General features: G+C 59.5%; 19 protein-coding genes and 1 other annotated feature. Of the genes, 11 read left to right on the top strand and 8 right to left on the bottom strand.

Annotation, left to right across the window (positions count from 1 at the left end):
* Nucleotides 1-138: 138 nt before the first annotated feature.
* Genes H7A77_RS15175 through H7A77_RS15185 form a run of 3 tightly spaced genes read right to left on the bottom strand, consistent with a single transcriptional unit; the run spans nt 139 to nt 2,530 of the window.
* Nucleotides 139-636: an OmpA family protein gene (locus H7A77_RS15175; RefSeq protein WP_033641803.1), complete on the bottom strand. Its 498-nt coding sequence runs from the start codon at nt 634-636 to the stop codon at nt 139-141.
* A gap of 38 nt (nt 637-674) precedes the next feature.
* Nucleotides 675-1,922, bottom strand: coding sequence for a diguanylate cyclase domain-containing protein (locus H7A77_RS15180; protein WP_033641804.1), 1,248 nt, complete (start codon nt 1,920-1,922; stop codon nt 675-677).
* The gene (locus tag H7A77_RS15185) at nt 1,919-2,530 is read right to left on the bottom strand and encodes a YfiR family protein (RefSeq protein WP_033651698.1); all 612 of its coding nucleotides are present in this window, start codon (nt 2,528-2,530) and stop codon (nt 1,919-1,921) included. The genes H7A77_RS15180 and H7A77_RS15185 overlap by 4 nt, the downstream gene beginning before the upstream one ends.
* 632 nt (nt 2,531-3,162) lie before the next feature.
* Here H7A77_RS15185 and sltY point away from each other — a divergent pair.
* Both sltY and trpR read left to right on the top strand, forming a co-directional pair.
* The gene (gene sltY, locus H7A77_RS15190) at nt 3,163-5,091 is read left to right on the top strand and encodes a murein transglycosylase (RefSeq protein WP_046688214.1); all 1,929 of its coding nucleotides are present in this window, start codon (nt 3,163-3,165) and stop codon (nt 5,089-5,091) included.
* A gap of 54 nt (nt 5,092-5,145) precedes the next feature.
* A complete protein-coding gene (gene trpR / locus H7A77_RS15195; RefSeq protein ID WP_016929152.1) occupies nt 5,146-5,475 on the top strand; it encodes a trp operon repressor in 330 nt (109 codons plus the stop codon).
* A gap of 11 nt (nt 5,476-5,486) precedes the next feature.
* Here the strand turns inward: trpR and yjjX are convergent, their stop codons facing one another.
* Nucleotides 5,487-6,005: an inosine/xanthosine triphosphatase gene (gene yjjX, locus H7A77_RS15200; RefSeq protein ID WP_033641807.1), complete on the bottom strand. Its 519-nt coding sequence runs from the start codon at nt 6,003-6,005 to the stop codon at nt 5,487-5,489.
* 101 nt (nt 6,006-6,106) lie between these two features.
* Between yjjX and gpmB the strand changes: the two genes are divergently transcribed.
* Nucleotides 6,107-6,754, top strand: coding sequence for a 2,3-diphosphoglycerate-dependent phosphoglycerate mutase GpmB (gene gpmB, locus H7A77_RS15205; protein ID WP_025305227.1), 648 nt, complete (start codon nt 6,107-6,109; stop codon nt 6,752-6,754).
* Here the strand turns inward: gpmB and robA are convergent.
* Nucleotides 6,751-7,620 carry an MDR efflux pump AcrAB transcriptional activator RobA gene (gene robA / locus H7A77_RS15210; protein ID WP_033641808.1) on the bottom strand — a complete coding sequence of 290 codons (870 nt, stop codon included), beginning with the start codon at nt 7,618-7,620 and terminating at the stop codon, nt 6,751-6,753. The genes gpmB and robA overlap by 4 nt on opposite strands.
* A gap of 342 nt (nt 7,621-7,962) precedes the next feature.
* Here robA and creA point away from each other — a divergent pair, with 342 nt between their 5' ends.
* On the top strand, nt 7,963-8,442 hold the full coding sequence (creA, locus tag H7A77_RS15215; protein WP_033641809.1) for a protein CreA: 480 nt from the start codon (nt 7,963-7,965) through the stop codon (nt 8,440-8,442).
* A 51-nt stretch (nt 8,443-8,493) separates the two neighbouring features.
* Here creA and arcA read toward each other — a convergent pair whose 3' ends face one another.
* A complete protein-coding gene (arcA, locus tag H7A77_RS15220) occupies nt 8,494-9,210 on the bottom strand; it encodes a two-component system response regulator ArcA (RefSeq protein WP_004933003.1) in 717 nt (238 codons plus the stop codon).
* 629 nt (nt 9,211-9,839) lie between these two features.
* Here arcA and H7A77_RS15225 point away from each other — a divergent pair.
* The 5 genes from H7A77_RS15225 to thrC all read left to right on the top strand — a co-directional run bounded on the left by H7A77_RS15225 (nt 9,840) and on the right by thrC (nt 15,574).
* Nucleotides 9,840-10,529 (top strand): tRNA/rRNA methyltransferase, encoded by a 690-nt coding sequence (locus tag H7A77_RS15225; RefSeq protein ID WP_182074370.1) that lies wholly within the window; start codon nt 9,840-9,842, stop codon nt 10,527-10,529.
* Nucleotides 10,530-10,741: 212 nt separating this feature from the next.
* The gene (gene thrL / locus H7A77_RS15230) at nt 10,742-10,810 is read left to right on the top strand and encodes a thr operon leader peptide (RefSeq protein WP_099785730.1); all 69 of its coding nucleotides are present in this window, start codon (nt 10,742-10,744) and stop codon (nt 10,808-10,810) included.
* Nucleotides 10,749-10,866: a sequence feature (Thr leader region), on the top strand. (Overlaps the previous gene by 62 nt.)
* Nucleotides 10,867-10,890: 24 nt before the next feature.
* Nucleotides 10,891-13,350: a bifunctional aspartate kinase/homoserine dehydrogenase I gene (thrA, locus tag H7A77_RS15235; RefSeq protein WP_089191166.1), complete on the top strand. Its 2,460-nt coding sequence runs from the start codon at nt 10,891-10,893 to the stop codon at nt 13,348-13,350.
* A 1-nt stretch (nt 13,351) separates the two neighbouring features.
* Nucleotides 13,352-14,281: a homoserine kinase gene (thrB, locus tag H7A77_RS15240; RefSeq protein ID WP_004932993.1), complete on the top strand. Its 930-nt coding sequence runs from the start codon at nt 13,352-13,354 to the stop codon at nt 14,279-14,281.
* A gap of 3 nt (nt 14,282-14,284) precedes the next feature.
* The gene (gene thrC, locus H7A77_RS15245) at nt 14,285-15,574 is read left to right on the top strand and encodes a threonine synthase (RefSeq protein ID WP_182074371.1); all 1,290 of its coding nucleotides are present in this window, start codon (nt 14,285-14,287) and stop codon (nt 15,572-15,574) included.
* Nucleotides 15,575-15,621: 47 nt separating this feature from the next.
* On the opposite strand, the gene yaaA is transcribed toward thrC, so the two are convergent.
* Both yaaA and H7A77_RS15255 read right to left on the bottom strand, forming a co-directional pair.
* Entirely contained in the window at nt 15,622-16,398 is a 777-nt protein-coding gene (yaaA, locus tag H7A77_RS15250; RefSeq protein WP_033641813.1) for a peroxide stress protein YaaA, read from the bottom strand.
* Between the two features lie 105 nt (nt 16,399-16,503).
* Nucleotides 16,504-17,940, bottom strand: coding sequence for a sodium:alanine symporter family protein (locus tag H7A77_RS15255; RefSeq protein ID WP_004932985.1), 1,437 nt, complete (start codon nt 17,938-17,940; stop codon nt 16,504-16,506).
* 384 nt (nt 17,941-18,324) lie between these two features.
* Here H7A77_RS15255 and tal point away from each other — a divergent pair, with 384 nt between their 5' ends.
* Together tal and mog are read left to right on the top strand one after the other, a co-directional pair.
* Nucleotides 18,325-19,278 carry a transaldolase gene (tal, locus tag H7A77_RS15260; RefSeq protein WP_004932982.1) on the top strand — a complete coding sequence of 318 codons (954 nt, stop codon included), beginning with the start codon at nt 18,325-18,327 and terminating at the stop codon, nt 19,276-19,278.
* Nucleotides 19,279-19,429: 151 nt separating this feature from the next.
* Nucleotides 19,430-20,017: a molybdopterin adenylyltransferase gene (mog, locus tag H7A77_RS15265; RefSeq protein WP_015376607.1), complete on the top strand. Its 588-nt coding sequence runs from the start codon at nt 19,430-19,432 to the stop codon at nt 20,015-20,017.
* The last annotated feature ends 94 nt before the right edge of the window (nt 20,018-20,111 follow it).

The following is a 20,111-nucleotide window of genomic DNA, read 5'->3' on the forward strand; positions in this document are numbered from 1 at the left end:
CTCTAAGCCTCTCTATATCAGTATTTATAGGATGTCTGGCGGCATGAGTGTAGCCCGTTTCGATCTTGGATCCCAGACATCGCTCAGCGATCGCTAAGTATAACCGTTTATGCGCCGATAAAGGCGCATATTGGTGGCTTATGGCGTGACGACGATCGCGACGCGGCGGTTTTCCGCGCGGCCGCTGGAGGTGCGGTTGTCGGCGACGGGATCGCGCTTGCCCATGCCGCGGGTTTCGATGTTGGCGCGCGGAATACCGACGCTGGCCAGCAGATCCGCGACCGCATCGGCGCGGCGCAGGGAGAGCTGATCGTTATAGCTGTCTTCGCCGTAGTTGTCGGTATGGCCGTCCAGACGGAACTTGGTGATGCCGACGCTCAGCAGCGCGCGGCCCATCTTCTGCACCGTCTCGGTGCTTTCCGGGTTCAGCTTGCCGATGTTGTTGCCGAACAGCACTTTATCCGACAGGCCGAATTCCCAACCGTTGTCGGTCAGTTTGAAGCCCTGCGATTGCAACAGCGCAACCTGCTCGGGCGTCAGGCCTTGCGGCTTGCTCTGGCAACCGGCGAGCGCCAGCAGGGCGACGAACGCCATCGTCAGCAGTGAAAAACGACCTTTAAACAGTTGCTGTATCATAGTCAAAATCCCTAGTTCAAGTGTTATAGCCGGGGCTCTTATTTATGTATAGCCAGCCGCCAGCCTCCGTTATAACGATGCTTTGCCTGATACATCGCATCGTCAGCTTCGTGCAAAAGACCCTGAGGCGTCGACGCGTGATCAGGGTACAGCGCAATGCCGATACTCAGAGAGGTAATGATCGTCTCGTCGTTCGGTAAAATAACCGGTTGCGTCATGCAATCGATGATGTTGTCGGCGATCTGCAAGACATCTTCCGTGCTGTGCACCGGCGCCAGCAGCACGGCGAATTCATCTCCTCCCAGGCGTGCGACCAGATCGGTTTCGCGCAGCTGCGCGCGAATGCGTCCGGCAATGGTGGTCAGCACCGCATCGCCCGCGGCGTGACCGTAACTGTCGTTCACTTCCTTGAAGCGATCGCCGTCGATAAACAGCACCGCCAATTTCGCCGGCGGCGCAATATCGCCCAGGGCGCGGCTCAGCCGGCCTTCGAAGAAGGCGCGGTTCGGCAAGCCGGTCAGGCTGTCGTGCGTTGCCCGGTGAGCCAGCGAGTCGTTTTCCTGCTTCAGATGGGCCTGCCAGGCCTCCAGTTCATCGAGCAAGCCATTGAAATCATTGCTGAGCTCATGCAGCTCGGCGATCGGCGCCGAGGGCACCCGCAGGCCGAAGGTGCGATCTCGCCGCACCGCATGCGCCACGTTGGCGATGTCGTCCAACGAACTGACGATGCCGACCAGCATGCGGCGCGACAACACCAGGGCGCACAGGGTACTGAGCACCATGCAGGCGATCATGCCGACCAGCCCGCGCAACAGGAAACGCAACAGGCTGCCGCCGTTGCCGCTCAGCCAGACCTGGCCGACCTGTTTGCCCTCGTGGGAGATAGGCAGGATGACCGGCTCGGGCAGCGCCCAGTGGGCGATAACCTGCTCCATGCCGTGCAGCGGGCCATCTTTGGGACGATGCCAACTGACCAGCACGTCACCGGCGTTGTTCAGAATTTTGGCCTCCGACACCTCTTCTTTGGCGGCGATCAGCACCATCGCTTCGCGAATGTAGGGGCGATCGCCAAACACCACTGCCGCTTCAACCGTATAGCTGATGGAGCGCGCGATCAGGTGCAGGTTGTGGTTGGCATAGGCGCGCAGCGCGAACAGCGCCACCAGCGTCAGAAAGATGCCGGCGGTGCCGACGGCGATCAACGCCAGCCCAAGATGCACCCGCTGCAGCACCCGGCCCAACGTCGGGCGCGCATTGCCGGAACGGTTTCTACGCAACAGCCTCATAGCGGCGGCGCCTGTTTGCGCGCCAGCTGCAGCACGTTGGGGTGAACGCGCACGCCGCTGCGCGCCAGGGCGTCCAGGTTGACCTTGAAGCCGGCCTGGTCGCCGTTGATCTGCAGGCAAAATGCGCTGCCGGCGGAGCATTCGCTATCGTTCTCGCTGATGCTGAGAATGGAGTTGCCGGAAATGCGCTGCATGAAATTTTGTCTCTGCGCGGCGTTGATGTTCCCTAAATAGATGACATCGCAGCCGGTACTCAGCGTCGGGCTGTCGAACGGCACGCGTTCGGTTTTAATCGGACGCGGCGCGCTGAGCAGGATCGGATCGAACAGCCCCTCGGCATACTGGGTGGGTGCGGTCACGCACAACCGGATCGGATTGGGTTCACGTGACCAGCGGGCGTAGCTGATGATGCCTACCACCACGGTCGTCACGGCGTGCGTGCGCTGTTGATAGGGATCATCGGCGGCGCGCGCAGGCCCGGGCAACGTCAGCAGCGCCAACAAAACGATCAGCAACAGGCGGCCGATATTCAGGCGTGCGGCAAGGAAGCCCGGCACGGGGCTTTTTGCGCAACGCATCGTTATCGCGGTATTACTCGCCATCTTCACCCGCCATTCCGGCCTGATCCACCGCCCGCAGGCCGTGGCCCGACAAGTAAAAATCCGGCCCGCTTGAAGGGACAATCGTTTTGCTGAAAGCTGTCAGTCGCACTGCCTAATGAACACTATCTACCCATAATTGGCGCGGATTGTATTATAAGATGTCTTCGTTGGGCGCTTTATGTGCTGTTTTCTCGGAATTATCCTACTTATTTTTGATAGTATAAAAATGCCCTCTCGGGTTTGCCACCGCTTTTCTGCAAAGTTGGCGCGTTTGGCCAGCTGTCAGGCGATTTGCGCAACGTCGGCGCTATCTCTTAAATGCAATAATGTGATAACTAATAATTAGAAAGTATTTTACTTTTCCAATAAACGCCGTTGCGGCTAATAAAAATCCGGCCGGCGATAATATCTCGCCGCCCTGATTTGTCAGCCAAAGTAAACGTTTTTTACCTGGCTCCGATCATGGCGATACACTTCTTCTTCTACAGTATTGAATGGATGAGCGATTGCGCTGTCTATGGTAGATATCTGCGTCCGGGCCGTGCGCCCGGTTTTATTTTGTTCTGCGGCGCCGTGGCGCGGCGGTTACCGGGGAGCTGGGTGGCTCCCGCGGCACAATCAGTGAGGAAAGAGCGAGGATGGTCAAGGTGGACAAGCGACGGCTGTTGGCGATGGGGCTGTGCCTGACGGCGTTTTCCGGCGCGGCGCTGGCGGATTCTCTGGATGCGCAACGTCAGCGCTACCAGCAGATCAAGCAGGCGTGGGACGGCAATCAGATGGACGTGGTGGCGCAGCTGATGCCGACGCTGCGCGATTACCCGCTTTATCCTTATCTGGAATACCGCGAGCTGACTCAGGATCTGAGTCAGGCGGGGTTCTCCGAAGTGAACGACTTTATCAAACGCAACCCGACGCTGCCGCCGGCGAAATCGCTGGCGCCGCGCTTCGTCAATGAACTGGCGCGGCGCGAAGATTGGCGCACCCTGCTGGCCTTCAGCCCGCAGCCGCCCAAACCGGTGGCGGCGCGCTGCAACTATTACTACGCCAAATGGGCTACCGGCGACCAGCAGGCGGCCTGGAGCGGCGCCGACGAGCTGTGGCTGAACGGCAAAACGCTGCCGGGCGCCTGCGATCGGCTGTTCAGCGTCTGGCGCGGCGCAGGCAAGCAAACGCCGCTCGATATTCTGGCGCGCATGAAGCTGGCGCTGAAAGAGGGCAACAGCTCGCTGGTCAGCAACCTCTACAGCCAACTGCCGGCCGACTATCAAACCATGGGCAACGCTCTGGTGCGCTTGCAAAACGATCCGACCACCGTGGAAGCCTTCGCCCGCAGCGTAGGGCCGACCGACTTTACCCGTGCCGCCACCGGCATCGCCTTTGAGCGCCTGGCGCGGCAGGATGTGGAAAACGCGCGGGCGATGATCCCGACGCTCGCGCGGCTGCAGAAAATGAGCGACGAGGAGCGGCTGGGGCTGGAAGAGGCGGTGGCCTGGCGCCTGATGGGCAGCGACGCTACCTATGAACAGGCGCAGTGGCGCGATCAGGTGATTCTGCGCAGCCGTTCGCCTTCGCTGCTGGAGCGCAGGGTGCGCATGGCGCTGGGCAACGGCGATCGGCAGGGCGTCGCGACCTGGCTGGCTCGCTTGCCGGAAGAATCGCGTAACAAGGATGAGTGGCGCTACTGGCGCGCCAGTCAGCTGATGGACGAAGGCAAACGCGCCGAAGGCGAGGAGATGTTGCGCAACCTGATGACCGAACGCGGCTTCTATCCGATGGTGGCGGCGCAGAAGCTGAACGCAACCTATCCGGTGATGGTGGCGGTGGCGGCCAAGCCGCGCGCGTCGCTGACCGACGGGCCGGAAGTGGCCCGAGTGCGCGAGCTGATGTACTGGAATATGGACAACCTGGCCCGCAGCGAGTGGGGTTCCTATGTCGCCAGCCGCAGCCGGCCTGAACAAGAGGCGCTGGCGCGTTACGCCTTTGAGCAAAAATGGGCCGATCTGAGCGTGCAGGCGACCATCGTCGGCAAGCTGTGGGATCATCTGGAAGAGCGTTTCCCGGTCGCCTGGCCGCAGGAGTTCCGCCGCGCCACCGATGACAAAGGGATCACCAGCAGCTATGCGATGGCGATCGCGCGTCAGGAGAGCGCCTGGAATCCGAAGGCGCAGTCGCCGGTCGGCGCCTCCGGCCTGATGCAGGTCATGCCGCGCACCGCGCAGCATACGGTGCAGATGTACAATATTCCCGGCTATGTCGGGCCGAGCCAATTGTTCGATCCGCAGACCAACATCACCATCGGCACCAGCTATCTGGAGTCGGTCTATCAGCAGTTCGGCCGCAACCGCATTCTGTCGAGCGCCGCTTATAACGCCGGCCCGTCGCGAGTGAACACCTGGTTGGGCAACAGCGCGGGGCGGATCGATCCGGTAGCGTTCATCGAAAGCATTCCGTTCTCGGAAACCCGCGGCTACGTCAAGAACGTGCTGGCTTACGATGCGTTTTACCGCTATCTGACGCACCGGCCGGCCAAGGTGCTGACCGACGCCGAGTGGCAGAGACGTTATTGATTTTGACGGCCCTATGGTATGCTGCTGTACTAGTTAAATAGTATGGTGGCTGCCATGACGCAATTATCGTTAAACGACCCCGCTCTTTCAGAACAAGGCAATGAGGATTGGCTGCGCTTCGTCGCGCTGCTGCAGAATTCGTTTGCGCAAGAACTGCATCAACCGCTGTTGCAATTGATGCTGACGCCGGACGAGCGCACCGCGCTGGGCACCCGGGTGCGGATCATTCAGGAATTGATGCGCGGCGAGATGAGCCAGCGCGAGCTGAAAAATGAACTGGGCGCGGGGATCGCCACCATCACCCGCGGTTCTAACAGCCTGAAAGCGGCTTCACCCGCGCTGAAACAGTGGCTTGAGCAGCAGCTGCTGCATGACGCGCCCTAGCAGACTCTGCGTTATTGCTGATAGATGGCGTTGTGGAACGGCACCAGCGCCAGCAGCAGCGCCTGATGATAAACGCTGGTGCGGCTCAGCCGGCCGTCGGTGAAGACGCCGATGGCGCCGCCCTGGCGCTTCACCTCGGCGTTGCCGGTGATCGTCGCCATTTCGCTGCCCAATTCGCGGCCTTCGCGAATACCTTGTAAGATGACTTCCGGCAGCATCAGGCTCGCCGAGCGGGATTCGCCGCGGATGGACGGGTTCTCGATGGTCATCCAGGCGAAGGTCATATTCTCTTCAATCCCGGCTTCCACGCCGACCCAAAAATCGGCCTCGGGCCTGACCTGGCGCGCTTCCATCACGCGTTGACGCGCACCGGTGCGCGTTTCGTGATTGCCTATCGGCTGCAGCGAAACGCCGCTGGCGACGTCGACGGGTTCAATGCGGTATTGGCCTGCGCCGAAGACGTCATCGAAGGCCAATTGAATAGCCTTGATCTTTGCCGGGTTGGTAGTTGCAGCGACAACATGGTACATAACGGGTTTGATATCCTTCTGGCCGATACGCCGGGCAGCGGCAAAAGCGCCGCCGGGCCGGGGATAAACGCAAATTTCACGCAGTATAACGGAAAACAAAAATGTTACAGGTATACCTCGTTCGCCACGGCGAAACGGAATGGAACGCGGCTCGCCGCATCCAGGGTCAGTCCGACAGCCCGTTAACCGCCATGGGGGAACACCAGGCCCGTCTGGTCGCCAGGCGCGTCAGCAAAGAAGGCATTACGCATATCATTACCAGCGACCTGGGGCGCACGCGCCGCACCGCGCAGATCATCGCCGAAGCCTGTGGCTGCGAAGTGATTGGCGATCCGCGTTTGCGTGAGCTGCACATGGGGGTTCTGGAAGAACGCCTGATCGACAGTTTGACGCCGCAGGAAGAACAGTGGCGCAAACAGATGGTCGATGGTACTCCTGACGGCCGTATCCCTCAAGGCGAATCCATGGAGGAGCTGGGCGAGCGCATGCGCGCCGCGCTGGAGAGCTGCCTGATGCTGCCGGAGGGCAGCAAGCCGCTGCTCGTCAGCCATGGCATCGCGTTGGGGTGTTTGATCAGTACGGTGCTCGGGCTGCCGGCCTATGCGGAACGTCGCCTGCGCTTGCGCAACTGCTCACTGTCGCGCGTCGATCACCAGCAGAGCCCGTGGCTGGCTTCCGGCTGGATCGTCGAAACGGCGGGCGATGTCACGCATCTGGACATGCCCGCGTTGGACGAACTGCAGCGTTAACGTCGAATCGGGATCAGGTAATCGCACTTGATCTCGGTAGGCGCCTGATGCGGACGGCGCTCGCCTTTCGGGTAGAAGCGCTCGATGTCGTGCCCTTTGCGGCGCGTCAGTTTGAGCTCCGGCAGGCAAGTGCCGTAGACCGTCAGGATAAAGTCCTGCAGGCCTCCGATGGGCCCTTCATAGCTGAACATTGCAAATTCGCCGCCCGGCAGCACCAGCGGTTGAACTTCCTGCACTTTATCAGGCACCTGATCCGGCTCCAGCGCCGTGGTGTACAGCACTTCCTGTTCGTCGTCCTTCTCCTGGCTCGGACGCGAGTGGTGCAACCCGTACAGCACCGGCGGCAAGGTTTCGACTTCGCCGAGGAACTGGCGCCAGAACTGCGAGCGCAGTTCGGTGCGCACGGTGGTGATCTGTTCCAGCGTGCAGGAGTAGCTTTGGGTCAGGCCGACCAGATGCTTATCCGGCAACGAGAGGAACTCGGGCTGCGGCAGAGTGAAGGCCCCCAGACGGATCGGCGGGCAGATGCCGAACGCGTTCCAGTCTTCGGCGCGGCGGTACAGCGCCGGCGTTTGCGCAAACTGTTTCTTGAAGGCGCGCGTGAAGGTCTGCTGCGAGTCGAAGCGATATTGCAGAGCGATATCCAAAATCGGCCGGCTGGTCAGGCGCAGCGCGACGGCGGCCTTGGACAGCCTTCTTGCCCGGATGTAAGCACCGATGGCATTACCGGTAATATCTTTGAACATCCGTTGCAGGTGCCATTTGGAGTAGCCGGCCTTGGCCGCCACGTTATCCAGCGACAAGGGTTGGTCCAAATGGCTTTCCAGCCAGCTAAGCAGATCACGAATGATACCGGCTTGATCCATAGATCTTCCTCGTAAAGCTTGGGGGTAGGAACCCGAACTGTTGATTCGTCACGCTGGTGCTGCGCTATCAGACCGATCCATGAGCCATTATGCGTTGCACTCTTTGCCTCTGCTGCGCATGCCGCGCCAGAGTTGGATTGGGGTACACCGTAGTGGGCGCAAAGAAATAACGACGCCGCATCATAGCAATTTTTTTCCTCCGCGACTCTCAAAGATTTTTGTCACGCTCTGTGCTAAAACGGACGGTGCGGACCCGTAAAAACCCGATTCCGTGAGCTTAGACATAAATAATGGTGATCGCCGAGCCCATTTTCGCGGCAAGGTTATATCGGAGTTAAGTAAATGAAAAAAAGCTGGATATTTTTATTCGGTTTGGTTTGCGCAACCGTGGGAAGCGCACAGGCGGAGCAAGTGGGTTCCGTTGATACGGTGTTTAAATTGTTGGGGCCGGACCACAAAATCGTGGTCGAAGCGTTCGACGATCCGGATGTTAAAAATGTAACTTGTTATATCAGCCGCGCCAAAACCGGCGGCATCAAAGGCGGGCTGGGGCTGGCGGAAGATACCGCCGACGCGGCCATTTCCTGCCAGCAGGTCGGGCCTATCGAGCTGAGCGACAAGATCAAAAACGGCAAGGCGGAAGGCGATGTGGTGTTCCAGAAACGCACGTCGCTGGTGTTCAAGAAGCTGCAGGTGGTGCGCTTCTACGACGCCAAACGCAATTCGCTGATCTACCTGAGCTACTCCGACAAGGTGATCGACGGCTCGCCGAAGAATGCGCTGAGCGCGGTGCCGATCATGCCGTGGGCTGAGGCAAAATAAAAAAACGGGGTTCAGCATGCTGAACCCCGTTTTCATGACGGCAGGCTGGAGTTACTCTTCCAGATCGCCGCAGAAGCGGTAGCCTTCGCCGTGGATGGTGGCGATGATTTCCGGCGTGTCCGGCGTCGATTCGAAGTGCTTGCGAATGCGACGGATGGTGACGTCCACGGTGCGGTCATGCGGCTTCAGCTCGCGGCCGGTCATCTTCTTCAGCAGTTCGCCGCGGGACTGGATCTTGCCCGGGTTTTCGCAGAAGTGCAGCATGGCGCGGAATTCGCTGCGCGGCAGCTTGTACTGTTCGCCGGCCGGGCTGATCAAAGAGCGGCTGTTGATGTCCAGCTCCCACCCGTTGAACTTGTAGCTCTCGACCAGGCGGCGCTCTTCGCCGAGGCTGCCCAGATTCATGGTGCGCGACAGCAGGTTGCGCGCGCGGATGGTCAGCTCACGCGGGTTGAACGGTTTGGTGATGTAATCGTCGGCGCCGATTTCCAGGCCGAGGATTTTATCCACCTCGTTATCGCGGCCGGTCAGGAACATCAAGGCGACGCTGGCCTGTTCACGCAGTTCGCGCGCCAACAGCAGGCCGTTTTTGCCTGGCAGATTGATGTCCATGATGACCAGATTGATATCATTTTCAGACAGGATATTGTGCATCTCTGCACCATCATTGGCTTCATGAACAATGTAGCCTTCCGCCTCGAAAATGCTCTTCAGGGTGTTACGAGTGACTAACTCGTCTTCGACAATCAGAATGTGCGGGGTCTGCATATTTGCTACCTAAAATTGCCAACAAAATAGAAAATAGGAAGTACAGAAGTCTCTGTTTTCTTAGAGGAGGGCAGAGATAGCGCCACGTTCCCTCTCAGCAAATGACTAAAGTACGTAAACTCGTTCTTGATGCACTTTCCATCTCATGTCAACAAGATCGCTAGCCTGGTGGGGATGCCGTTCCCTACAACCCCTTGGGTGCCAAAACGGCGCATATCCTAACCCCATTAACAGCAATATAACAGCGCGTGCCGAATTCATCACCCAACAAAACTACGCTTTGTTGACATATATCAAATTCAATTGTAGCACGTTAACAGATTTGTGAAAAACACTTACAGAAATGCCAGTTTAAGTCACAGAACCTCAAATTCTGTGAACGATTCAGCATTATCCGGCCCGATAGGATACAATTATTCGCTTATTGATCATCGCGTTTTTTTAACTCATTGATAAATAAATGCAGTAAAACATAAGCATGAATAATGACTATTACGACAGGTTTATTAGCTCAACGAGCCGTTTAATCTTGTTTGTTGCTATTAACGCGTTTATTGTTACGCAATTGTAAATACATGCGGGCGCTGCGCTATCGTCAAAAATGCAGGCCCGCCTTCGGTGGAAGAATGATGCAGATTCATATTGTTCTAGTGGCTCCGGCGCGGCCGGAAAACGTCGGCGCGGCGGCGCGCGCGATGAAAACCATGGGTTTCGCTTCGTTGCGCATTGTCGACAGCGAGGCGCATCTGCAGCCGGCGGCGCGCTGGGTGGCACATGGGGCCGGCGAGATCCTCGACGGCGTGCAAACGTTCGCCACGCTGGAACAGGCGCTGGCGGATGTGGATTTCACCGTCGCCACCACCGCCCGCAGTCGCGCGCGTTTTCACTACTACTGCACGCCGCCTGAGCTGCTGGAACAGCTGAGTGAGCGTAAGCAGTGGGTCGGCCAGGCCGCGCTGGTATTCGGCCGCGAGGATTCCGGTCTGACCAACGAAGAGCTGGCGCTGGCGGATTTGCTGACCGGCGTGCCGATGCAGGCGGATTATCCGTCGCTCAATCTGGGCCAGGCGGTGATGGTGTACTGCTACCAGTTGGCGAGCCTGATGGGCGTCAACGCCGCGCCGCAAGAGGCTGCGGCGCCTGAAGGGCAACTCAGGGCGTTGCGCCACCGCGCCGATGCTTTGTTGGATGCCCTGGAGGTCGGCGATGACCAAAAATTGCGCGACTGGCTGCACCAGCGCCTCGGTGCGTTGCCGCAGCGAGATACGGCGATGCTGCATACGCTGCTGCACGACATCGAAAAAAAACTCGCCAAGTGATAGCGGCTCCAGCAGGCGGTTACTCAGTGTGATCCACTATTAAACCGGCTTTAGGTTGTTTTTTTGTTCTGTCATTTTGCTTTTCACCTGTTGCATCGCGCATTACCGCCGCTGAACGGAAAATAAGCAAAAAAAAGAAATCGTTTGACTTGGGATAGCGATTGCTTTAACCAATAGAGGGGACAGAGTATTTCATGAGACAGACAGACAACATGCGCAATATCAGCCTGACTACCACAATTATTACCACCACCGATACCACAGGTAACGGGGCGGGCTGACGCGCACAGGAAACACAGAAAAAAGCCCGCACCTAATCAGTGCGGGCTTTTTTTTCGGCTTAAATTCGGAGAGATCACAAATGCGAGTGCTGAAATTTGGCGGAACCTCGGTAGCGAATGCGGAACGTTTTCTGCGCGTCGCCGACATCATGGAGAGTAACGCGCGTCAGGGACAGGTAGCCACGGTCTTGTCCGCCCCCGCAAAGATCACCAACCATCTGGTGGCGATGATCGACAAAACGGTGGCGGGCCAGGACATTCTGCCGAATATGAGCGACGCCGAGCGGATCTTTGCCGACCTGCTGAGCGGGCTGGCGCAGGCGCTGCCGGGCTTTGAATACGATCGTTTGAAAGGCGTGGTCGATCAGGAATTCGCGCAGCTCAAACAGGTGCTGCATGGCGTCTCGCTGCTGGGGCAGTGCCCGGACAGCGTGAATGCGGCGATCATCTGCCGCGGCGAAAAGCTCTCCATCGCCATCATGGAAGGGGTGTTCCGCGCCAAAGGCTATCCGGTCACGGTGATTAACCCGGTGGAGAAACTGCTGGCGCAGGGCCACTACCTGGAGTCCACCGTGGACATCGCCGAGTCTACGCTGCGCATCGCCGCCGCGGCGATCCCGGCCGATCACATCGTGCTGATGGCCGGTTTCACCGCCGGTAATGACAAGGGCGAGCTGGTGGTGCTGGGCCGCAACGGCTCCGACTATTCCGCCGCGGTGCTGGCCGCCTGCCTGCGCGCCGACTGTTGCGAGATCTGGACCGACGTCGACGGCGTTTATACCTGCGATCCGCGCACCGTGCCGGACGCCAGGTTACTGAAATCGATGTCGTACCAGGAAGCGATGGAGCTTTCCTATTTCGGCGCCAAAGTGTTACACCCCCGCACCATCACTCCGATTGCCCAGTTCCAAATCCCTTGCCTGATTAAAAACACCTCCAACCCGCAGGCCCCCGGCACGCTGATCGGCAAAGACAGCACCGATGCCGATATGCCGGTGAAGGGCATCACCAACCTGAACAACATGGCGATGATCAACGTCTCCGGCCCGGGCATGAAAGGCATGGTCGGCATGGCCGCACGGGTCTTCGCCGTGATGTCGCGCGCCGGCATTTCGGTGGTGCTGATCACCCAATCCTCTTCCGAATACAGCATCAGCTTCTGTGTGCCGCAGGGTGAACTGCAGCGTGCTCGTCGCGCGCTGGAAGAGGAGTTCTATCTGGAGCTGAAAGACGGCGTGCTGGATCCGCTGGACGTGATGGAACGCCTGGCGATCATCTCGGTGGTCGGCGACGGCATGCGCACCCTGCGCGGCATTTCCGCACGCTTCTTCTCCGCGCTGGCGCGCGCCAACATCAATATCGTCGCCATCGCCCAAGGTTCTTCCGAACGTTCCATTTCGGTGGTGGTCAGCAATGATTCCGCCACCACCGGCGTGCGCGTCAGCCACCAGATGCTGTTCAACACCGATCAGGTGATCGAAGTGTTCGTCATCGGCGTCGGCGGCGTCGGCGGGGCGCTGATCGAGCAGATCTATCGCCAGCAGCCGTGGCTGAAGCAAAAACATATCGATCTGCGGGTGTGCGGCATCGCCAACTCGCGCGTGATGCTGACCAATGTGCACGGCATCGCGCTGGACAGCTGGCGCGACGAGCTGGCCGGCGCGCAGGAGCCGTTCAATCTCGGTCGTCTGATCCGGCTGGTGAAGGAATATCACCTGCTGAACCCGGTGATCGTCGACTGTACCTCCAGTCAGGCGGTGGCCGATCAGTACGTGGACTTCCTGGCGGACGGCTTCCATGTGGTGACGCCGAACAAAAAGGCCAACACCTCGTCGATGAACTATTATCAGCAGCTGCGCGCGGCCGCCGCCGGTTCGCATCGCAAGTTCCTGTACGACACCAACGTCGGCGCCGGTCTGCCGGTGATTGAGAACCTGCAAAATCTGCTGAACGCCGGTGATGAACTGGTACGTTTCTCCGGCATCCTGTCCGGCTCGCTGTCCTTTATCTTCGGCAAGCTGGACGAAGGGCTGTCGCTGTCGGCGGCGACCCTGCAGGCCCGGGCCAACGGCTACACCGAGCCGGATCCGCGCGACGATCTGTCCGGGATGGATGTGGCGCGTAAGCTGCTGATCCTGGCGCGCGAGGCCGGTTATAAACTGGAACTGAGCGATATCGAGGTCGAGCCGGTGCTGCCGCCGTCCTTTGACGCGTCGGGCGACGTGGACACCTTCCTGGCGCGGTTGCCGGAGCTGGATAAAGAGTTCGCGCGCAACGTGGCCAACGCCGCCGAGCAAGGCAAGGTGCTGCGCTATGTCGGCCTGATCGACGAAGGGCGCTGCAAGGTGCGCATTGAGGCGGTGGACGGCAACGATCCGTTGTATAAAGTGAAGAACGGCGAGAACGCGCTGGCCTTCTACAGCCGCTACTATCAGCCGTTGCCGCTGGTGCTGCGCGGCTACGGCGCCGGTAACGATGTGACTGCAGCGGGCGTATTCGCCGATCTGCTGCGCACACTGTCATGGAAGTTGGGAGTTTAATATGGTTAAGGTGTATGCACCGGCCTCGATCGGCAACGTCAGCGTCGGTTTCGACGTGCTGGGCGCGGCGGTTTCGCCGATCGACGGCACGCTGCTGGGCGACTGCGTCAGCGTCGAAGCCGCCGAGACGTTCAGTTTGCAGAATGCCGGGCGCTTCGTCAGTAAGCTGCCGGCCGAGCCGAAAGAGAACATCGTTTATCAATGCTGGGAGCGCTTCTGCCAGGAGATCGGCCGCGAAGTGCCGGTGGCGATGCGTTTGGAAAAGAACATGCCGATCGGATCGGGGCTGGGTTCCAGCGCCTGTTCGGTGGTCGCCGGGCTGATGGCGATGAACGAATTCTGCGATCGCCCGTTGGATAAGACGACGCTGCTCGGCCTGATGGGCGAGCTGGAAGGGCGCATTTCCGGCAGCGTGCATTACGACAACGTGGCGCCTTGCTATCTGGGCGGCCTGCAGCTGATGCTGGAAGAAGAAGGCATTATCAGCCAGGAGGTGCCGTGCTTTGACGACTGGCTGTGGGTTATGGCCTATCCGGGCATCAAAGTGTCCACCGCCGAAGCGCGCGCCATTTTACCCGCACAATACCGTCGTCAGGATTGCATCAGCCATGGCCGCTATCTGGCCGGCTTTATTCACGCCTGCCATACCCGGCAGCCGCAGCTGGCCGCCAAATTGATGCAGGACGTGATCGCCGAACCGTACCGCACCCGGCTGCTGCCGGGCTTCGCCGAAGCGCGCAAGGCGGCGCAGGAGATCGGCGCGTTGGCCTGCGGCATCTCCGGCTCTGGCCCGACGCTGTTCGCCGTCTGCAACGACGGCGCCACCGCGCAACGCATGGCCGCCTGGCTGCAACAACACTATCTGCAAAACGACGAAGGTTTTGTTCATATTTGCCGTCTGGATACCGCAGGCGCTCGACTACTGGGATAACGCATGAAACTGTACAACCTTAAGGATCACAACGAGCAGGTCAGCTTCGCGCAGGCGATCAAACAAGGCCTGGGCAAGCAACAGGGGCTGTTCTTCCCGCTGGAGCTGCCGGAGTTCGAACTGACCGAAATCGACCACCTGCTGGAACAGGATTTTGTCACCCGCAGCAGCCGCATTCTGTCGGCCTTTATCGGCGAAGAGGTGCCGGAAGCGGCGCTGAAGAAACGCGTGCAGGCCGCCTTTGAGTTCCCGGCGCCGGTGGCGAAAGTGACCGATGACGTCTCCTGCCTGGAGCTGTTCCACGGCCCGACGCTGGCGTTCAAAGACTTCGGCGGCCGCTTTATGGCGCAGATGCTGGCGGAAGTGGCCGGCGAGCAGCCGGTGACCATTCTGACCGCCACCTCCGGCGACACCGGCGCCGCCGTGGCGCACGCCTTCTACGGCCTGAAAAACGTGCGGGTGGTGATCCTGTATCCGCAGGGCAAAATCAGCCCGCTGCAGGAAAAGCTGTTCTGCACCCTGGGCGGCAACATTCACACCGTGGCGATCGACGGTGACTTCGATGCTTGTCAGGCGCTGGTGAAGCAGGCGTTCGACGATCAGGAATTGAAAGACGCGCTGCACCTGAACTCGGCCAACTCGATTAACATCAGCCGTTTGCTGGCGCAGATTTGCTACTACTTCGAAGCGGTGGCGCAGCTGCCGCAGGAAGCGCGCAATCAACTGGTGATTTCGGTGCCGAGCGGCAACTTCGGCGATCTGACCGCCGGGCTGCTGGCCAAATCGCTGGGCCTGCCGGTGAAGCGCTTCATCGCCGCCACCAACGCCAACGACACCGTGCCGCGCTTCCTGACCAGCGGCCAGTGGCAGCCGCACGCTACGGTCGCGACGCTGTCCAACGCCATGGACGTCAGCCAGCCGAACAACTGGCCGCGCGTGGAAGAGCTGTTCCGTCGCAAGGTCTGGCAGTTGAAAGAGCTGGGTCACGCGGCGGTCAGCGACGAGACCACCAAAGACACGATGCGTGAGCTGGCCGAGCTGGGCTATATCTCCGAACCGCACGCGGCCATCGCCTACCGTGCGCTGCGTGACCAATTGCAGGAAGGGGAGTTCGGCCTGTTCCTCGGCACCGCGCATCCGGCCAAGTTTAAAGAGAGTGTGGAAGCGATACTCGGCCAAGAGCTGCCGTTGCCGAAAGCGCTGGCGCTGCGGGCTGAGCTGCCGTTGCTGTCGTACACGCTGCCGGCCAACTTCGGCGAGCTGCGCAAGTTCCTGATGGGGCTGCCGGCCTGAAGTTCGGCAGGGTAAAATGCGAAAAGCCGTCTTGCGACGGCTTTTTTTTATGCCTGCTCCGGGCGTTTGAACACCAGTTCATTGCCTTGCGAAGCGGCTTCGTCGAAGGCGTAGCCTTCCAGGTTGAAGTCCGCCAGCTGCTCGCTGCGCGTCAGGCGGTTTTTGATGATAAAGCGGCTCATCAACCCGCGCGCTTTCTTGGCGTAGAAGCTGATGACCTTGAACTTGCCGTTCTTCTCGTCGAGGAACACCGGTTTGATCAGCGAGCCGTGCAGCTTGGCCGGCTTCACCGCTTTGAAATACTCGTCTGACGCCAGGTTGACCACCACGTCGTCGCCCTGTTGCTCCAGCGCTTCGTTGAGCTTTTTGGTGATCTGATCGCCCCAGAAGCTGTACAGATCTTTGCCCTTCGGGTTTTCCAGCTTGATGCCCATCTCCAGCCGGTACGGCATCATCAGATCGAGCGGGCGCAGTACGCCATACAGGCCGGACAGCATGCGCAGATGCTGCTGGGCGAAGTCGAAATCGGCTTCGTTGAAGTCCTGCGCCTGCAGGCCGGTATATACGTCGCCCTTGAACGCCAGCAGCGCCTGACGGGCGTTGTCCGGGGTAAATGTCGGTTGCCATTCGCTAAAGCGCGCGGCGTTCAGCCCGGCCAGCTTGTCGCTGATGCTCATCAGGCTGGCGATTTGCGCCGGCGTCAGCTCGCGGCAAATGTTGATAAGCTGCTTAGACTTGTTCAGCAGTTCGGGCTGCGTGAAGCGTTTTGTCGCCAGCGGGCTGTCGTAATCGAGCGTTTTTGCAGGTGAAATAATAACGAGCATGGCCAGATCCTGTTTATCCAAGTGCGCATACTGTAGCAAAAAGCGCGGGAAAAAGGGGCTATCGGTCCAATAGGCGGGGCGCGCATCGCACGCGCCCCGGAATACTCAGCGCGGCGGCTGCTTGTCGTCCCACACGCCCGGCTCCAGCTGCGATTTCAGCTCCGGGTAACGGTTGGCGTCGAAGGTCGGCAGCTTGCCCAGGCGGCGCTGGCGATGGTAGTCGTCGGCCAGCTTCAGCGCGACCCGCGACAGCAGCAAGATAGCCGTCAGGTTGGTGATCGCCATCAGCGCCATGGAGGTATCCGCCATTTTCCACACCAGCGGCAGCTCCGCCAGCGCGCCGAACATCACCATGCCCAGCGCCACGCAGCGGAAAATCAACAGGCCGCCTGGGTGGTTGTGCTCGAGGAACACCAGGTTGCTCTCGGCATAAGCGTAGTTGGCGATGATCGACGTAAAGGCGAAGAAGAAGATGGCGATGGCGACGAACGGAGTCCCCCAACTGCCGACGGCGGTCGACAGCGCGCGCTGGGTCAGATCGATGCCGCTGATGCTGTCGGTCGGCTGATCGAGAATGCCGGAAGAGAGGATGATCGCCGCGGTGGCGCTGCAGATGACGATGGTGTCGATAAATACCCCGAGCATCTGCACGTAGCCCTGTGAAGCGGGATGCGGCGGATAAGGCGAGGCGGACGCCGCCGCGTTGGGCGCCGATCCCATGCCGGCTTCATTGGAGAACAGGCCGCGCTGCACGCCCTGGGTCATCGCCTGGGAGATACCGTAACCGACGGCGCCGGCCGCGGCTTCCTGCAGGCCGAAGGCGCTTTTGAAGATCAGCGTCAGGATCGCCGGCATGTGCTCGATGTTATGGCCAATCACCCAGAGAGCCAGCAGCAGGTAGGCGCCGGCCATCAGCGGCACCACCAGCTCGGCCACTTTGGCGATGGAGCGGATGCCGCCGAAGATCACCACGCCGCTCAGCAGCACCAGGCCAATACCGACGTGCAGCGGCTGTAAATGGAAGGCGACGGCGGAGGCCTGCGCGATGGAGTTGGCCTGTACGGCGTTGAACACCAGGCCGAAAGCGATGATCAGGAAAATGGAGAACAGCACGCCCATCCAGCGCATGCCGAGTCCCTTTTCCATGTAATAGGCTGGGCCGCCGCGGTAGTTGCCGTTGTCGTCTTTGGTTTTGTAGAGCTGAGCCAGCGAGCTCTCCACAAATGACGTGGCCATGCCGATAAACGCCACCACCCACATCCAGAAGATGGCGCCGGGGCCGCCGGCGGTCAGGGCAATGGCGACGCCGGTCAGGTTGCCGGTGCCGACGCGCGCCGCCAGCGTGGTGCACAGCGCCTGGAAAGAGGAGATGCCGGCGCTGTCGCTTTTATTGCTGTTTTTCAACACCGAGAACATGTGGCTGAAGTGGCGGAGCTGGATAAAACGGGTGCGCAGCGTGAAGTAAATGCCGGTGCCGAGCAGCAGATAAATCAGCACCGACCCCCACAAAATGTTGTTTATAAAATTCATCAGGTCCGTCAAGGGATCCCTCCTCCTTATCGAAATGTCATGCGCACCTGGCAGCATCCACCGCAGGTGAGAAATATTGGCCTATTTTTTACAAGAGCTTAGCTGGAATCGGTCCGGCGTCAGGCGATTAAGATTTTTCGCAGATTGGCGGACGAATTGCATCAATTTTTTCGAATTTAACATAATTTATTCGGGCAATAGCACGTTATTGCCTTTCCATCCGCTCGGTAATGGCGAAAGATATCGGCGTAAACGGTTGCTCGCCCAAGGATAAAACAGATGCTTGCGCGCCGCGGTTTTCCAGCCTTGCGCCGGGCTTGGCGCATGTTATTATCAGGGCAGGGCATGGTTGAACAATGCCAAAAGTTCATGCACAAACGATGAGATAATGCCAACATGACCGACAAATTAACTTCCCTGCGCCAGCTGACTACAGTGGTTGCAGATACGGGTGATATCGCGGCAATGAAGCTGTATCAACCGCAGGACGCCACAACCAACCCTTCGCTGATCCTCAATGCAGCCCAAATTCCTGAATACCGCAAACTGATTGACGAAGCCATCGCCTGGGCGCGCGGCCAGAGCAGCGATCGCGAGCAGCAGATCGCCGACGCCGCCGACAAGCTGGCGGTCAACATCGGTCTGGAGATCCTCAAACTGGTTCCGGGCCGCATCTCCACCGAGGTTGACGCGCGTCTGTCTTACGACACCGTCGCCAGCGTGGCCAAGGCCAAGCGCCTGATCAAGCTGTACAACGAAGCCGGCATCAGCAACGATCGCATTCTGATCAAACTGGCCTCGACCTGGCAGGGCATCCGCGCGGCGGAGCAGCTGGAGAAAGAAGGCATCAACTGTAACCTGACGCTGCTGTTCTCCTTCGCTCAGGCTCGCGCCTGCGCCGAAGCCGGCGTTTACCTGATCTCGCCGTTCGTCGGCCGTATCCTCGATTGGTACAAAGCCAACGGCGACAAGAAAGAGTTCGCGCCGCACGAAGATCCGGGCGTGATCTCCGTGACCGAGATTTACCAGTACTACAAACAACACGGTTACAACACCGTAGTGATGGGCGCCAGCTTCCGCAACGTTGGCGAAATCATCGAGCTGGCCGGCTGCGACCGCCTGACCATCGCCCCTGCGCTGCTGAAAGAGCTGGCGGAGAGCGAAGGCGCGCTGGAGCGCAAACTGTCTTACACCGGTGAAGTGAAGGCGCGTCCTGCCGCACTGACCGAACCTGAGTTCTACTGGCAGCACAACCAGGATCCGATGGCGGTCGAGAAACTGACCGACGGCATCCGCAAGTTCGCCGTAGACCAGGGCAAACTGGAAAAAATGATCGCCGACCTGCTGTAATTCCCGCAGATCGCGCAGTAAAAAGGTGGCTCAGGCCACCTTTTTTTATGCCCGACGCTCCCGCCGGCGGGGGAAGCCCTTATACTCTCGGCAATGACAACAGAACGGGAGACGAACCCGTTCGGACCCCATCAGGCTGTAGAGGTTACGCATGGATATTTTACGTATTGGTTTGGTTTCCGTTTCTGACCGCGCTTCCGGCGGCGTTTACCAGGATAAAGGCATTCCGGCGCTGGAGGAATGGCTGGCCGGCGCGCTGGCGACGCCGTTCAAGCTGGAAACCCGGCTGATCCCCGATGAGCAGACGCAAATTGAACAAACGCTGTGTGAGCTGGTGGACGAAATGGGCTGCCATCTGGTGCTGACCACCGGCGGCACCGGGCCGGCGCGTCGCGACGTCACCCCCGACGCCACTCTGGCGATCGCCGATCGCGTGATGCCCGGTTTCGGCGAGCAAATGCGTCAGATCAGCCTACACTATGTGCCAACGGCAATTCTTTCTCGCCAGGTGGGGGCGATCCGCAAGCAGGCGCTGATCATCAATCTGCCCGGCCAGCCAAAGTCGATCAAGGAAACGCTGGAAGGGGTGAAGGACGAGCAGGGCAATGCGGTGGTGCACGGCATCTTCGCCAGCGTGCCTTATTGCATTCAGTTGCTCGACGGGCCTTATGTCGAAACGCATGCCGCAGTGGTAGCAGCATTTCGGCCAAAGAGCGCGCGTCGCGAGATAAACCTCTAAATTTCAGTAATCTGCGAGATCGGCTTCAGCCCGTTTGGTGTGAAAATAATTTGCCGCTATAGTAAGGATTCTTTTACAGAAAGCCTGCGGCTTT

The organism is Serratia sp. ME47, from assembly GCF_903970925.1.
GTDB lineage: Bacteria > Pseudomonadota > Gammaproteobacteria > Enterobacterales > Enterobacteriaceae > Serratia > Serratia ureilytica.